Source organism: Variovorax gracilis (genome assembly GCF_030317115.1).
In the GTDB taxonomy this organism is placed as follows: Bacteria; Pseudomonadota; Gammaproteobacteria; order Burkholderiales; family Burkholderiaceae_C; genus Variovorax; species Variovorax gracilis.
The window spans coordinates 1-14,509 of sequence record NZ_JASZYF010000064.1; the positions used below are offsets into that span (position 1 = coordinate 1).

Sequence of the window (14,509 nt, forward strand, 5' to 3'; positions counted from 1 at the left end):
TGTTCTCAGGGCGGCCAGGTGCCCCTATACAAATTGTCCGGCGCTCCGGCGTGCGGCCATGGTCGCCAACAAACCCCTCAGGCGGATTTTCTGCGTAACCGAACAGTATTGGGTCATGGGGGCTCCTCGACTGGTTGCAAATCAAGACCGGTATTGTGATCAAACTGCTTGCAAACTGCAATCGGAATAAAATCGATTCGATGAGAAACGACGGCCGATCGACATGCCCCATCAGCACTGGGCTGGAGCTCCTGGGTGACCGCTGGACACTGCTTGTCATCCGCGACCTGATGTTCGCGGGCAAGCGCCATTTCCGCGAGTTCCTGCAGTCCGAAGAGGCGATCTCGAGCAACGTGCTCGCGGATCGGCTCAACTCGCTGGTCGAGACTGGCATCGTGACGAAGAACGGGGATCCCACGCACGCCCAGAAGGCCGTCTACAGCCTGACCGAGAAGGGGCTGGAACTGCTGCCGGTGCTGGTGGCGCTGAGCGCGTGGACCCAGACGCATTTCCCCAAGACGCGCCGGCCCGAAGCCGTGCAACTCGTGCAGGGGGGAGCCAGGTTTCTGAAGCAACTCGAAAAGCAGCTTCGGCAGGAACACGGCATATCGTGATGCCGCCGGCCGTTCCGGGACGCAACCCAGGACGGCCCGATTGACGGCTTCCGCTCTCACGTTCCGGGGCGCAAGCTGAGTGTGGGCCGGAGAGGCCCCCAAGGCCTTTGTCGAATCGGTGTCGCATCATGGACGGCGCGACAACTTCATCCGTACCGCCAACTCATCGACGAGCGCGGTCGCACGGGATTCGATTGATATTTTCTCAACCGAAAGCGCCGCAAATATCGTTTGTCGGGAAGTCGGTCGGCGACAACCATTGCGACACGCGCCGCAAAGGTGCAACGCCATCCACCACTTCAAGGAGACCGACATGTCAGCCCAACCTTATCCACTCTGGAGTACCGATCGCGAGCTGCTCGCATCCCGCGACCGCAGCACTGGCGAGTGGATCTTCCCCGCCGTCGCCGATGCCTCGCCGCTGGCGGCGCGACACGAGACCGTCGCCATCGAAGGTGCCGGCGAGGTCTACAGCTTCACCGTGATCCATCCGAGCGCGAAGAGCGGGCAGGCGCCATACGCGCTGGGCTACGTGGACTTCCCCGGCCCTGTGCGCATCTTCGGCCGCCTCCAGGGCAGGGAGCAGCCAGCCATCGGCGATCGCTACCGGCCGCGTGCAGACGCGGACTTCGGCTACGTCTTCGAGGCCGTCGAGGCCTGAACCCCAAGCGAGGAACTCACACTATGCAAGACATCTACATCACCGGCGGCGCCATGACCCCCTTCGGCCGCCACGCGGGCGTGCTGGCCCCCGAACTGGCGCAGCAGGCCATCCTGCGCGCCATGGACGATGCCGGCGTGTCGCCCGCCGACATCCAGGCCATCTACTGCGCGAACGTGCTGGGCGGGATGATCCTCGGCCAGCTCATCGTGCGCGACCTGGGCTTCAAGGGCATTCCCGTCTACAACGTGGAGAACGCCTGCGCCAGCGGCGCGACCGGCGTGCACCTGGCGCGGCATGCGCTGCTGGCGCAGCAGTACGAGACGGTGCTGGTCTTCGGCGTCGAGCAGCTCACCGCGCTCGGCGGCGGGACGATCCCGCTTCAGCGCAACGACCACAAGACCGAGCTGTACGCCAAGGCCGGCATGGTGCTGCCCGCGGTCTATGCGATGCGCGGCACCCGCTTCCTGCACGAGCGCGGAGCGAGCCGCGCCGACCTGGCCGCCATCGCGGTCAAGAATCGCCGCAACGGCGCCCTCAACGAGTTCGCGCAGCAGCGCACCGAGACCACGGTGGAGGAGGTGCTGGCATCGCGCATGATCGCGGACCCGTTGACGCTGCTGCAGTGCTGCCCCTCGCAGGTCGACGGTGCAGCGGCGGTGGTGGTGAGCAGCCGGCGCCCGGCGCAGCAACGGCCGGTCAAGGTGCTGTCCTCGGTGGTCGTCTCCGGCCTTCGCGAAGAGGCGGACGACGACATCCTCGATGCCGAGATCACCGCCCGCGCCGCCCGCCAGGCCTACGAGCAGGCCGGTGTCGGCCCGCAGGATGTGGACGTGGTGGAGCTGCACGACGCCTTCACCATCGCCGAGCTGCTGTACTACGAGGCCCTCGGCCTCGCGCCTCGCGGCGACGCCGTGTCGCTGCTGAAGTCCGGCGCCACGCAACTGGGCGGCCGCGTGCCGGTCAATCCGAGCGGCGGCCTGCTGGCGAAGGGTCATCCGCTGGGCGCGACGGGCGTGGCGCAGATGGTGGAGGTGATGTGGCATCTGCAAGGCCGCGCCGGCGCGCGGCAGGTCGCCGATGCCGGGATCGGGCTCACCCAATGCACCGGCGGCGGCATCGCCGGCGTCGACCACGCGGCCTCGTCCGTCCATCTGCTGGGAGTCTGAGCAATGACGTCCGCCCTCGGTCTTACCCCCCGCTTCGACACTACCCAGGTGGCCGCCGTGACCGGCGCGGCCCGTGGCATCGGCCTTGGCATCGCCACCAGCCTCGCGCGCCAAGGTCTCACCGTCGCGCTGCTCGACCGTGATGGCGCGGCGCTCGACACGGCGGTCAGCGCGCTGGGCGCGGAAGGCCTGAACGTCATCGGCGCCACCGTCGACCTCACCGACTCGACAGCCGTCAATGCGGCCTTCGCCGGCATCGTCGAGCGCACCGGGCGGCTCGACCACCTGGTGAACAACGCCGGCGCAGTTCGCGACATGCGCTTCCTCAAGATGAGCGACGAGGACTGGGACCTGGTGATCGACACCAACCTGCGCTCTCAGTTCCTGTGCTGCCGCGCCGCCTTGCCGGGCATGGTGGAGCGCGGCTTCGGCCGCATCGTGAACATCTCCTCGCGCGCCTGGCTGGGCGGCTTCGGGCAGGCCAACTACTCGGCAGCCAAGGGCGGTGTGGTGAGCCTCACGCGCTCGCTGGCGATCGAGTTCGCGGCCAAGGGCATCACGGTGAATGCCGTGGCGCCCGGCATCGTGGACACGCCGCTGTTCCGCAACTTCACCGAGGAAGTCCAGGCCAGGCTGCAGAAGTCGGTGCCGGTGCAGCGCATCGGCTCGGCGGAGGACATCGCCAACGCGGTGGCCTTCTTCCTCGACCCGGTGTCGTCTTACGTGACGGGGCAGACCCTGTACGTGTGCGGCGGGCGCAGCCTCTCGTCGCCCAGCGTCTGAGGAGAACGACATGAGCGTACGCATGGACATCGACGGCGCGATCGCCGTCCTCACCATCGATCGGCCGGAGGCCCTCAACGCCTTGGACGTCGCCGCCCTCCGCGCGCTGCGCGAGCACCTGGGCGAGGTGCGGGACCGTGACGACCTCCGGGTCGCGATCCTCACCGGCGCGGGCGGACGTGCCTTCTGCGCCGGAGCCGACCTCAAGGGCACGCAGACTTCGCCGGCCAGCTATCCGGAGGCGCTGTTCCAGCCGCCCGGGCGCGCCGCCGACCTGGGGCTCTACATCCGCCTGATGGACCTGGGCGACCTGGGCTTGTGGAAACCGCTGATCGCCGCGGTGAACGGGCATTGCCTGGGCGCGGGCCTGGAGATCGCGCTGCAGTGCGACGTGCGGATCGCGTCGCTCGAAGCCAGCTTCGGCCTGCCCGAGACGAGGGTCGGCTCCATCCCGGCCGTCTCGGGCCTGCATCGGCTGCTCAAAGCCGTGCCCTCGGCGCACGCGATGCAGATGGTGCTGACCGGCGAGCGCGTTGATGCCCGGGAGGCGCGGCGCATCGGCCTGGTCAGCGAAGCGGTCGACGCCAATGCCTTGCTCGACCGCGCGATGGCGATCGCCTCGCGCATCGCCGCCAACGCGCCGCTCGCGGTGCAGGCGGTCAAGAAGCTGTCGCGCCAGACCGGCCATCTCGGCGAAGCCGATGCCCAGCAACTGACCGAGCTGTACTGGGGCGTGCTGCGGGACACCGCGGACCGCCTCGAGGGCCGCCAGGCCTTCGCCGAGAAGCGCGCGCCGAACTACATCGGCCGCTGAACACGAATCCGACCCGAACCCCACACATCAGGAGACTTCCATGCGAGTTCCCACTCCCTTCGTCCGCGCCGGCTTGCTCGGCGCCCTGGCGGCATCGCTCATCGCCCCGGCGGCCACGGCCCACGCGCAGCCGGCTTTCCCCACGCAGAAGCCGATCACGCTGGTGGTGCCTTTCGCGGCCGGCGGCGGCAACGACCTGCTGGCGCGCGCCATCGGGCCGAAGATGTCGCAGATCCTCGGCCAGACCATCCTGATCGACAACAAGCCCGGTGCCGGCGGCAACCTGGGCACCGACTTCGTCGCGCATGCGCCGGCCGACGGCTACACGGTGGTCATCGCGTCCAGCCAGGTCACGATGAACCCCTTTCTCGGCATCAAGGTGCCGTTCCGCATCGAGCGCGACTTCGAGCCCGTGGGCCTGATCGCGTCGGTGCCGATCGTGCTGGTGGCGAACAACGACCAACCCTACAAGACGCTGAAGGAATTCATCGACTACAGCCGCGCGAACCCCGGCAAGCTGAGCTACAGCAGCCCCGGCAACGGCACGCCGCAGCATCTGGCCGGCGAGGTCTTCGCCAAGCTCAACAAGACCGAGCTGCTGCACGTGCCCTATCGCGGCACGGCGCCGTCGATCACCGACCTGATCGGCGGGCAGGTGCAGATCTCCTTCGCGACCTACGCATCGGCGGCGCAGCACGTGCAGGCCGGCAAGCTGCGGGCACTCGGCATCGCCGGACAGAAGCGCTCGGCGCTGATGCCCGATCTTCCGACCTTCGCGGAAGCGGGCGTGAAGGGCTACGAAGCGGGGCTCTGGTACAGCCTGCTCGCGCCGGCGAAGACGCCGCGCCCGGTGGTCGACAAGCTCAACGCGGCGCTGGTCGCGGCACTGAAGTCGCCCGAGGTGGCGGAGCAACTGACGAAGCAGGGCTTCGAGTCGCAGGCCTCCACCCCCGAGGAACTCAAGGCCTACATCGCGCGGGAGATGGCGCGCTGGGAGAAGGTCATCAACGACAACGGCATCAAGGTGGCGCTGTGAACGCGCCCGCCGGCCTGCAGATGGACAACCCGCTGCTCGAAGACCTGGGCATCCGGCTGGCGAGCGTCGGCCCCGGCCGCAGCACCTTCGAGCTCGACGTGGCGCCCCGGCACCTCAACCGCCAGGGCAGCCTGCAGGGCGGGGTGACGGCCACGCTGCTCGATGCAGCCTGCGGGTACGCGGGCCTGCACGACGGCACGAACGGCGTGCTCGGCCATGCAGTGACGGTGATGCTGACCATCAGCTACATCAGCAAGGTCGACAGCGGCCGGCTGAGCGCCATCGGCTCGGTGACGAAATCGGGCCGCAACCTGTATTTCGCGTCCGCGGAGCTGGTCGCCGAGTCCGGCGAGCTGGTGGCGACGGCGCAGGGCACCTTCAAGCGGTCCCGTTCCCACCAGGAGAGCTGACATGTTGCGCGATGCATTGGATGGACTGACGGTCGTCGACTTCACGCAGATCGGCGCCGGCCCGACCTGCACCATGCTGCTGGCCGACATGGGCTCCCGCGTGCTGAAGGTGGAGGCGCCGGCCGGCGAGATGGGCCGCGGCCTGGGGCCGGGCTGGATCGGCGACGACAGCGCGCTCTTCCATGGCTTCAACCGCAACAAGCTCGGCGTATCGCTGGACCTGAAGTCGCCCGAGGGCCTTGCCGTCGCGCGCAGGCTGGTGGCCGGCGCCGACATCGTGGTGGAAAGCATGCGTCCGGGCGTGATGGCGCGGCTGGGCCTGGGACATGAGGACCTGACGGCGATGCATCCCGGGCTGATCTATTGCTCCATCTCCGCCTACGGGCAGGAGGGCCCCTACGCCGATCGTGCCGGCGTGGACGGCATCGTGCAGGCCGACTCCGGCCTCATGAGCCTCATCGGTGCGGCCGGCGGCGAGCCCTGCAAGGTACAGGCGCCGGTGGTCGATGTGATGACGGGGTACGTGGCCTGCATGGGCATCCTGGCGAAGCTGGCGCAGCGTGCGCGCGACGGGCAGGGCGGCCACCTGGACGTGAACCTGCTGAACTCGGCGCTCGCGCTCCAGCAGTCGTCGATCACCAGTTACTTCGCCGATGACGAACCGCCCGTGCGAGCCGGCAGCGCCGCGCCGTACTCGGCCCCCAACCAGGCCTTCGAGACGCGCGACGGATGGATCATGGTCGCGGCCTACATGCCCGATCGCTGGAAGCGGCTGTGCGGTCTGCTGCGGCTCGACCACCTGGCCGACGATCCGCGCTTCGCCACATCGCCGCTGCGCGTGGCGAACCGGGCGCAGCTCGTCGAGTTGCTGACGGCGGTGTTTCGCACGCGCTCCACGGCGCAATGGCTGCCTGTGCTGAAAGAGGCCGACATCCTGTGCGCGCCGGTCGCCAGCTACGAGGACGTGGCGCGGCATCCGCAGGTGGCGGCCAACCGCATGATCGGGCAGGTGCGGCATGCGAGCCTCGGCACCATCCGCATGCCCGGCTTTCCGATCAACAGCGCCGAGGAGAACGCGCGGCCTTCGACCCCTGCGCCGGCCTGCGGCGAACACACGCGCGAGGTGTTGCTGGCCATGGGCTACGCGGACGGCGAGGTGGCGGCGCTGAGCGCTGCGGGTGCGGTTCATTGCGCCGACATTCATCAGGGCCGGCTCGAGCCGGAGATCTCGTGATCACGCCTGATGCCCGTGAGGCGCTGCATGCCCGGCGCAGCGTGCGCGGCTTCCTTCCGACGCCGGTGGAGCGCGCGACCATCGAGGCCGTTCTCCAGGATGCCGCGCGCAGCCCCAGCGCATCGAACACCCAGCCGTGGCGCGTCTACGTGTGCGCGGGCGGGCCGCGCGACCGGCTGTGCGACGAGCTGGCGTCCCTGCACCGGGCCGGCGGCGCCGGGCACCGGGAGGAGTACGTGTACTACCCGCCGGTCTGGCGCGAGCCCTACCTCTCGCGGCGGCGCGAGGTGGGCAAGGCGCTGTACGGGCTGCTGGGCATTCCCAAGGGAGACGAGGCCGCCATGGCGCGCCAGTACGCGCGCAACTACGAGTTCTTCGGCGCGCCGGTGGGCCTGTTCTTCACCATCGAGCGCGACCACGGGCAGGCCGCCTGGCTGGACCTGGGCATGTTCCTGCATGCGCTGATGGTGGCCGCCGTCGCCCATGGCCTGGCGACCTGCGCGCAGCAGGCCTTCGCGCGCTATCACCGGGTCATACGTGCGCACCTCGACATCCCCGACCAGGAGATCGTGGTGTGCGGCATGTCGCTGGGCCACCCCGATCCGGACGAGCCGGCCAATCGCCTGACGACGCGGCGCGAGCCGGTGGGGGCCTTCGCCCGCTTCATCGGCTGTTGAGCGCTAGGCCCGTGCCTCGGTGAACTGCGAGAGCAGCCACTGGCGGAAGGTGGCCATGCTCGCACTCTCCTTGCGGTCCGATGGCGTCAGCAGGTAGTAGGTGAAGTCGCCCATGTCGACCGTTTGCTTGAAAGGGGCCACCAGCTTGCCGGAGGCCAGGTCGCCCTCCACCAGGAAGCGCTGCGCGATGGCGAACCCCTGCCCCTCGATCGCGGCCGCGTACGCCATGGCCGAGCTCTGGTAGGTCATGCCGCCTCGCGCATCGATCCGATGATCGACGCGCGCCGCCTCCAGCCAGTAGCCCCAGTCGTCGGGGCGGGCGATCGAATGCAGCAGCGTCTGGTGCTGCAGGTCGGCGGGCTTCCGGATCTTCGGTCCGGCCGCGAGCAGGGCGGGGCTGCACACGGGCAGCAGCACGTTGGGCACCAGCCGGTGGGTGTTCACGCCGCTCCACTTGCCGTCGCCGAGCCGGATCGCGCCGTCGATATCCTCCTTGCGGAATTCGACCGGATCGAGCGAGGCCGTGAGCAGCACCTCGATGCCGGGGTTGGCCGAGTGAAAGCTCGACAGGCGGGGTATCAGCCAGCGCATCGCGAAGGTGGTGTAGGCGCGCACCTTGAGCTGCTTGCGCCGCGAGCGCCGGGTCAGGCGCAGCGTGGCTTCGCGCAGGGCCTCGATGGCCTTGGTCACCGCGCGGTAGTAGTCCTCGCCCTGCCGCGTGAGCGAGATCTGCCGGTGGCCCCGGTGCAGCAGCTGCACGCGTAGCATCTCCTCCAGCATGCGGATCTGCCGGCTGACCGCGCCCGGCGTGACGTTCAGCTCGTCGGCCGCGACCGTGATGCTCAGATGGCGAGCCGCCGCCTCGAAGGCTCGCAGCGCGTTGAGGGGTGGCAGGGGATCCATCGCCGCGAGGATGCCACGTAGCGCCGCAGGGTGCGCGTGGGCGTCGCGGCGCCGGACGCCGAGCCTATCTGGCCTGCAACGTCAATGCCCGAAGGTATTCCGCGCGGTCCAGCGTGCCGTCGTTGTCCGGATTGGCCCGGTCGAAGATCGCCTTGCTCTTGATGCCGGCCTTGGCCGCTTCCTTGCGATCGAGTGTGTCGTCGCTGTCCGGATTCGCCTTGTCGAACTGATAGTTCACGGCAGCAAGGAACTCCTTGATGTCGAGGGTGCCGTCCTTGTCCGGGTTCGCGTGGTCGAAAGCCCGCCTGCCGATGCCGAACTTCGCGGCTTCGGAACGACTGACCGTGCCGTCGTTGTCGGGATCGGCCTTCTTGAACGCCGCCGCGATCTCTGCATCCGACGGCTGTCCGCCAGCAGCCACCGCCGCCAGTGACATCCATGCCGTCATCGCTGCTGTCATGAGTGCTTTCATGGTGACCTCTTCCTTCAAGCCGCAGCCTGGTTGCGCTGCCGTCGGTCGGGTGTCGGCGTCGGGCGCCCGATCCCGTCGGATGGCGCCGCTGTAGCCAATTCGCCGGCATGCCTGTACGATCTGACAACGTTATCATTTCAAATTCAGCAGCGCCTGCTCATGCAACCCATTGAACGATCCCGGTCGCGAAGCCTGAGCGTCGGCGTGGTCGACGAGCTGAGCAAGCGCATGCGGATCGGCCCCCTGCGGGCCGGCGACCGCTTGCCGACGGAGGCCGCGATCATGGAAGAGTTCGGCGTCAGCCGCACCGTGGTCAGGGAGGCGCTGTCGAAGCTGCAGGCCGCGGGCATGGTGCAGACGCGCCAGGGCATCGGCACCTTCGTGGTGGGCGCCACGCGGGCCAAGCCGTTCCAGGTCGAGAGCAGCCCGGACGACAGCCTGGCGCAGGCGCTGGCGCTGATCGAACTGCGCGTGGGCCTGGAGACCGAGGCGGCCGCGCTGGCGGCGCAGCGCCGCCTGCCCGCCGACCTGGACGCCATGAAAGGCGCGCTCCATGCGTTCGACGTGGCGATGGAGCAGGGCATGGATACGGCGGTGCCCGACTTCCAGTACCACCTCGAGATTGCTCGCGCATCGCACAGCCCGCATTTCGCCGCGGTGCTGGAGGCGCTCGGCCCCACGTGCGTACCGACTTCGTTCCTGCAAGTCGCCGCCGGGGAGGACATGAGCGCCATCTGGACGAGCCATGCGCGCAATGAGCATCGAAGCATCTTCGACGCCATCGCGCAGCAGGATGTCGACGCGGCGCGCGCGGCCATGCGGACCCACCTGGTGAACGGGCGGGAGCGACGGCGCGCCTCCGAACTGCCGCAGCGCTGGTAGCGGCGTGGCGGCCCTAGGTGGCCGAAGACTGCCGCTCGATCATGCGGAACCCGACGTCGATGACGGGTTGCGCCACGGATTCACCCCGGCAGCGCGCGACGATCAATCGAGCGGCGAGGCGGCCGATCTCGGCACCGTCGACGTGCACGGTGGAGATCGAGGGGACCGTGTGCGCGCCGAAATCCGCGTTGCCGAAGCCGCAGATCGCCAGATCCTGCGGCACGCGCAAGCCGCGCGCGAGCGCTTCCACCATCACGCCATGCGCGAGTTGGTCGGAGCTGCAGCAGACCGCTTCGAGCTGCGGGTCCTGATCCAGCAATTCCGCGAGGGCGCGGCGGCCCAGCTCCAGGCTGCTGGGTGCCGGAACGAAGGCGGTCGGCACCTCGCGTCCAAGCGTGGTCTGGAACCCGTCGCGCCGCATCCGGGCGCGATGGTCGTCGCCGGTGGCGATGCCGATGCGCTTCCATCCCTTGCCCAGGAAGTAGCCTCCCACGGCGCCGCCCACCTTCACGTGCGAGAAGCCCACCAGCATGTCGACCGGCCGATCGCTGAGGTCCCAGGTCTCGACGACCGGGATGCCGGAGCGGTGCAGCCGGTCCCTGGCCTTCTGCGACTGCACCAGGCCCGTCATGACGATGCCGTCGGGCTGCCGGCCGATCATGGTGTTGAGCACCGATTCTTCCTGCCCGGCGTCGTAGGAGGTCTGGCCCAGGATCAGTTGATAGCCCGCGGATGCCAGCTCGGTCGTCAGCGCCTGCACGGTCGGCAGGAACTGCGACACGGACAGCGCCGGCACGATGCCGCCCACCATCAGGCTGCGCTTGGACTTGAGCCCGCCGGCGAGCAGGTTGGGGATATAGCCCGTCGAGTCGACCGCCGCCTGCACCTTCTCGATGGTCTTCTTCGATACGACGCTGGGATTGCTGAGCGCGCGTGACGCGGTGATCAGCGAAACGCCGGCGGCCTTGGCCACGTCGTGGAGCGTGGCTGCTTTGAAGGGAGATACGGCATTCATTCGGGCTGCTGTCGGGAAGTCTGGGCGTGAAGGCGGAGGGAGAACATGACAACGTTAGCAGAAGCGGGCCACGGATGCCAATGCGCTCGTTGAGCGCGCGCTGCCGAGAGTGTCGTCGAGCGATGAGCATTGCGGAGTTGCGCGGGAAAACCCTGACAAGAAGTCGGTTGACCATCAAAAATGACAACGATATCATTTGCACCGCTTCGGCAGATCTTGCAACGGCAGCACGACAGGAATGGAAACACGGCAGACCTCGACGCCGGTGCCCCAAAACAAAGCCGCAAATGACAACGTTACCACCTACAACTGGAGTCAATATGCAGACCGCACACTTTCCGCGTCGCCGAATCCTTCAACTCGCCGCGCTGGGCACCGTGGCCATCGCGGCGGCCGGCGTGTCGCCGAGCCGTGCGGCCGACCCGGCCGCCGACGCCTTTGCCGGCAAGACGATCAAGATCATCGTGCCGTTCACCGCGGGCGGCTCCTCTGACATCATCGCCCGCGCCATCTCGGCTCCGCTCGCCGAGGCGCTCAAGGCCACGGTCGTCGTCGACAACAAGGTGGGCGCCAACGGCAATATCGGCGCGGACTTCGTCGCCAAGTCGGCGCCCAACGGCCTCACGCTCCTCCTGTGCGACGTGCGCGCGCTGGCGATCAGCCCGTCGCTGTACACGCAACTCCCCTTCGATCCGTCGAAGAACCTGCAGCCGGTGGCGATGCTGGCCTACTCGCCGCACCTGCTGGTTGTCCACCCTTCGGTGCCGGCCAACACGCTGCCTGAACTGGTCGAGTTGTCGAAGAAGAAGCCCATCTCCTTCGCGGTCACCGCGTTGGCGAGCGCGCCTCACCTGGCTGGCATCCAGCTTCAGGAGAAGACCGGCGCCAAGTGGGAATACATCCCCTACAAGGGCGGCTCCCAGGCGATCAACGACACCATCGCAGGGCAGGCTGAAGTCCTGATGAACGGCATGCTGGCGACGCTGCCCTTCGTGCAATCGAAGCGGCTCAAGGTCATTGCGGTCTCGTCGCCCAAGCCGATGGCGCAATTGCCGGGCGTCCCGACCATCGGCGACACCGTCAAGGGCTTCGAGTCGGGTACGTGGCAGGGCGTGATGGCCCCTGCCGGCCTGCCGGCTCCGCAACTCGAACGGCTTTCGGCCGAATTGCTTCGCATCATCCATCTGCCGGCCGTGCGCGAGCAGTTGATCGCCCAAGGCGCCGACATCTCCACGATGCCGCCGGCCGAAATGTCCAGCTTCTTCGAGAAAGAGCGCAAGGGCTGGGCGGCCGTCGTCGCCAAGGCCGGCCTGAAGCTCGACTGAGCGCCCGCATACCCCGATGCAAACCAGGAGACATCCCATGAAGAAATACCTCACCGTCATCGCGCTCGGCCTCGCGGCGCTGGCTGCCAATGCACAGAACTGGCCGGACAAGACCGTGACCCTCGTCGTGCCCTTCCCGCCGGGCGGCTCGACCGACCAGGTGGCGCGCGCCATTGCGCCGCGGCTCACCGACAAGTTCAAGCAATCCTTCCTCGTCGACAACAAGGCCGGTGCCACCGGCACCATCGGTGCGACTTTCGTCAAGCGTGCGGCGCCCGATGGCGCGACCTTCCTCGTCACTTCGCTCGGTCCGCTCGTCATCGTCCCGCACCTGGTCAAGGGCCTCCAGTACGACGCGCTCAAGGACTTCGACCTGATCACGGTGGCCGTCGCCTCGCCCAACGTGCTGGTGGTGCCCGCGAACTCGCCGCACAAGAGCGTGGCCGATGTCATCGCGTACCAGAAGGCCAATCCCGGCAAGATGACTTTCGCATCCGCGGGCAACGGCTCCAGCGACCACCTGACAGCCGAGCTGTTCTGGCAGCAGACCGGAACCATGGGCATCCACGTGCCCTACAAGGGCGGCTCGCCGGCGCACACGGACCTGATGGGCGGCCAGGTCAACGCCTCATTCCAGAACATCAACTCGGTGGTGCAGTACATCAAGGGCGGAAAGATGCGCGCGCTCGCCGTCACCAGCCCGAAGCGCTCGCCCGTGCTGCCCGACGTGCCGACGCTCGCCGAGGCCGGCGTCAAGAACGTCGAGGTCGCTTCGTGGCAGGCCATCGTGGCGCCCAAGGGCCTGTCGCCCGCCGTGCGCGACAAGGCGCACGCGGCCTTCGTCGAGGCCCTCAACGACCCGAAGGTCAAGGAGCAGTTCACCTCGATCGGCTTCGAGATGGTCGCCAACACCCCGGCGCAGTTCGCCGAGTTCCAGCAGAAGGAATACGCGCGCTGGAAGCAGGTGATCGAGACCGGAAAGATCACGATCGACTGAGCAGGACTGCCGCAATCTCCGAATCCTCTGAAAGCCCCATCACCATGACCGCCACCTCTCCGTCCTCGACCAGCGACAGCATCGCCTGGGTCCGCGTCTCCTCGTGCTACCTGCCGCTGGCCAACCCGATCAGCGATGCCAAGGTGCTCACCGGCCGCCAGAAGCCGATGACCGAGATCGCGATGCTGTTCGCCGAGATCGAGACGAAGGACGGCCACCGGGGACTGGGCTTCAGCTACTCGAAGCGCGCCGGGGGTCCGGGCCAGTTCGCGCACGCCAGGGAGATCGCCCCGGCGCTGATCGGCGAAGACCCGAGCGACATCTCGAAGCTGTGGACCAAGCTGTGCTGGGCGGGCGCATCGGTGGGACGCAGCGGCATGGCAGTGCAGGCGATCGGCGCGTTCGACGTGGCGCTCTATGACCTGAAGGCCCGGCGCGCTGGGCTCTCGCTGTCCAAGCTGCTCGGCTCGCAGCGCGATTCGGTCCAGTGCTACAACACGTCGGGCGGCTTTCTGCACACGCCGCTGGATCAACTGCTGGTCAACGCCGCGGCATCGCGCGAGCGCGGCATCGGCGGCATCAAGCTCAAGGTCGGCCAGCCCGATCGCGCGCTGGACATCCGGCGCGTCGAGGCGGTTCGCAAGCACCTGGGCGACGACATGCCGCTCATGGTCGATGCCAACCAGCAGTGGGATCGCCCGACCGCGCAGCGCATGTGCCGCATCTTCGAGCAGTTCAACCTGATCTGGATCGAAGAGCCGCTGGACGCCTACGACTTCGAAGGCCACGCCGCGCTCGCCTCGCAGTTCGACACGCCGATCGCCACCGGCGAGATGCTGACCAGCGCGGCCGAGCACGGCGAACTGATCCGCCACCGGGCGGCCGACTACCTGATGCCCGATGCGCCTCGCGTCGGCGGCATCACGCCTTTCCTGAAGATCGCGGCCCAGGCCGAGCAGGCAGGCCTGAGCCTGGGGCCGCACTTCGCGATGGAACTGCACGTGCATCTCGGCGCGGTCTATCAGACCGAGCCGTGGGTGGAGCACTTCGACTGGCTCGAGCCGCTGTTCAACGAACGGCTCGAGATCAGGAACGGCCGGATGCTGGTGCCGACGCGGCCTGGCCTCGGCCTGAGCCTCAGCGAGCAAGCCAGGGGCTGGACGCGCGAAGAAGTCGAAGTCGGCAAGCGCGCCTGAGCCGATGCACCCGGAGTACCCGTGATGGCTGAAACCCTCTCCCTCTCGCCGCCGCTGTGCATCAGCATGGACGATCGCGACAACGTCGCGATCGTGGCCAACGACGGCGGCTTGCCGGCCGGCACGGAGTTTCCCTCCGGCCTGACGCTGGTGGACAAGGTGCCGCAGGCGCACAAGGTCGCGCTGGTGGACATCCCCGAAGGCGGTGAGGTGCGCCGCTACAACGTCGTGATCGGCTATGCGCTGAAGGCGATCCCCGCCGGAAGCTGGGTGCATGAGCGGCTGCTCGAGATGCCCGCGGCGCGCGAACTCGTCGGGCTG

General features: G+C 68.0%; 17 protein-coding genes. 14 read left to right on the forward strand and 3 right to left on the reverse strand.

What is annotated here, in order from left to right; translation table 11 throughout:
* The first annotated feature begins 200 nt into the window (after positions 1-200).
* The 9 genes from QTH97_RS36140 to QTH97_RS36180 all read left to right on the forward strand — a co-directional run bounded on the left by QTH97_RS36140 (position 201) and on the right by QTH97_RS36180 (position 7,398).
* Positions 201-614, forward strand: coding sequence for a winged helix-turn-helix transcriptional regulator (locus QTH97_RS36140; protein ID WP_286573550.1), 414 nt, complete (start codon positions 201-203; stop codon positions 612-614).
* A gap of 313 nt (positions 615-927) precedes the next feature.
* On the forward strand, positions 928-1,275 hold the full coding sequence (locus QTH97_RS36145; RefSeq protein WP_286573551.1) for a Zn-ribbon domain-containing OB-fold protein: 348 nt from the start codon (positions 928-930) through the stop codon (positions 1,273-1,275).
* A gap of 23 nt (positions 1,276-1,298) precedes the next feature.
* On the forward strand, positions 1,299-2,444 hold the full coding sequence (locus QTH97_RS36150; protein WP_286573552.1) for a thiolase family protein: 1,146 nt from the start codon (positions 1,299-1,301) through the stop codon (positions 2,442-2,444).
* A 3-nt stretch (positions 2,445-2,447) separates the two neighbouring features.
* Positions 2,448-3,227 carry an SDR family oxidoreductase gene (locus QTH97_RS36155; RefSeq protein ID WP_286573553.1) on the forward strand — a complete coding sequence of 260 codons (780 nt, stop codon included), beginning with the start codon at positions 2,448-2,450 and terminating at the stop codon, positions 3,225-3,227.
* Positions 3,228-3,249: 22 nt separating this feature from the next.
* The gene (locus QTH97_RS36160) at positions 3,250-4,041 is read left to right on the forward strand and encodes an enoyl-CoA hydratase/isomerase family protein (RefSeq protein WP_444813520.1); all 792 of its coding nucleotides are present in this window, start codon (positions 3,250-3,252) and stop codon (positions 4,039-4,041) included.
* 40 nt (positions 4,042-4,081) lie between these two features.
* Positions 4,082-5,077: a Bug family tripartite tricarboxylate transporter substrate binding protein gene (locus tag QTH97_RS36165; RefSeq protein ID WP_286573556.1), complete on the forward strand. Its 996-nt coding sequence runs from the start codon at positions 4,082-4,084 to the stop codon at positions 5,075-5,077.
* Positions 5,074-5,487: a PaaI family thioesterase gene (locus tag QTH97_RS36170; RefSeq protein WP_286573557.1), complete on the forward strand. Its 414-nt coding sequence runs from the start codon at positions 5,074-5,076 to the stop codon at positions 5,485-5,487. The genes QTH97_RS36165 and QTH97_RS36170 overlap by 4 nt, the downstream gene beginning before the upstream one ends.
* Position 5,488: 1 nt before the next feature.
* Complete coding sequence (locus QTH97_RS36175) at positions 5,489-6,721, forward strand: CaiB/BaiF CoA transferase family protein (RefSeq protein WP_286573559.1); 1,233 nt, start codon at positions 5,489-5,491, stop codon at positions 6,719-6,721.
* Positions 6,718-7,398, forward strand: a complete 681-nt coding sequence (locus QTH97_RS36180; RefSeq protein ID WP_286573560.1) for a nitroreductase — start codon at positions 6,718-6,720, stop codon at positions 7,396-7,398. Before QTH97_RS36175 ends, QTH97_RS36180 begins: the two co-directional genes overlap by 4 nt.
* 3 nt (positions 7,399-7,401) lie before the next feature.
* Here the strand turns inward: QTH97_RS36180 and gcvA are convergent, their stop codons facing one another.
* Both gcvA and QTH97_RS36190 read right to left on the reverse strand, forming a co-directional pair.
* Positions 7,402-8,301 carry a transcriptional regulator GcvA gene (gene gcvA, locus QTH97_RS36185; protein WP_286573561.1) on the reverse strand — a complete coding sequence of 300 codons (900 nt, stop codon included), beginning with the start codon at positions 8,299-8,301 and terminating at the stop codon, positions 7,402-7,404.
* A 64-nt stretch (positions 8,302-8,365) separates the two neighbouring features.
* Positions 8,366-8,773, reverse strand: coding sequence for an EF-hand domain-containing protein (locus tag QTH97_RS36190; protein ID WP_286573562.1), 408 nt, complete (start codon positions 8,771-8,773; stop codon positions 8,366-8,368).
* Positions 8,774-8,932: 159 nt separating this feature from the next.
* Between QTH97_RS36190 and QTH97_RS36195 the strand changes: the two genes are divergently transcribed.
* The gene (locus tag QTH97_RS36195; protein ID WP_286573563.1) at positions 8,933-9,655 is read left to right on the forward strand and encodes a FadR/GntR family transcriptional regulator; all 723 of its coding nucleotides are present in this window, start codon (positions 8,933-8,935) and stop codon (positions 9,653-9,655) included.
* 13 nt (positions 9,656-9,668) lie between these two features.
* On the opposite strand, the gene QTH97_RS36200 is transcribed toward QTH97_RS36195, so the two are convergent.
* Positions 9,669-10,670 carry a LacI family DNA-binding transcriptional regulator gene (locus tag QTH97_RS36200; RefSeq protein WP_286573564.1) on the reverse strand — a complete coding sequence of 334 codons (1,002 nt, stop codon included), beginning with the start codon at positions 10,668-10,670 and terminating at the stop codon, positions 9,669-9,671.
* Between the two features lie 320 nt (positions 10,671-10,990).
* On the opposite strand from QTH97_RS36200, the gene QTH97_RS36205 reads away from it, so the two are divergent.
* The 4 genes from QTH97_RS36205 to QTH97_RS36220 all read left to right on the forward strand — a co-directional run.
* The gene (locus QTH97_RS36205) at positions 10,991-11,995 is read left to right on the forward strand and encodes a Bug family tripartite tricarboxylate transporter substrate binding protein (RefSeq protein ID WP_286573566.1); all 1,005 of its coding nucleotides are present in this window, start codon (positions 10,991-10,993) and stop codon (positions 11,993-11,995) included.
* Positions 11,996-12,032: 37 nt separating this feature from the next.
* Positions 12,033-12,992, forward strand: coding sequence for a Bug family tripartite tricarboxylate transporter substrate binding protein (locus tag QTH97_RS36210; protein WP_286573568.1), 960 nt, complete (start codon positions 12,033-12,035; stop codon positions 12,990-12,992).
* A gap of 44 nt (positions 12,993-13,036) precedes the next feature.
* Positions 13,037-14,188, forward strand: coding sequence for an L-talarate/galactarate dehydratase (locus tag QTH97_RS36215; protein ID WP_286573569.1), 1,152 nt, complete (start codon positions 13,037-13,039; stop codon positions 14,186-14,188).
* Between the two features lie 24 nt (positions 14,189-14,212).
* A partial coding sequence (locus QTH97_RS36220; protein ID WP_286573570.1) for a UxaA family hydrolase occupies positions 14,213-14,509 on the forward strand: 297 nt, incomplete at its 3' end.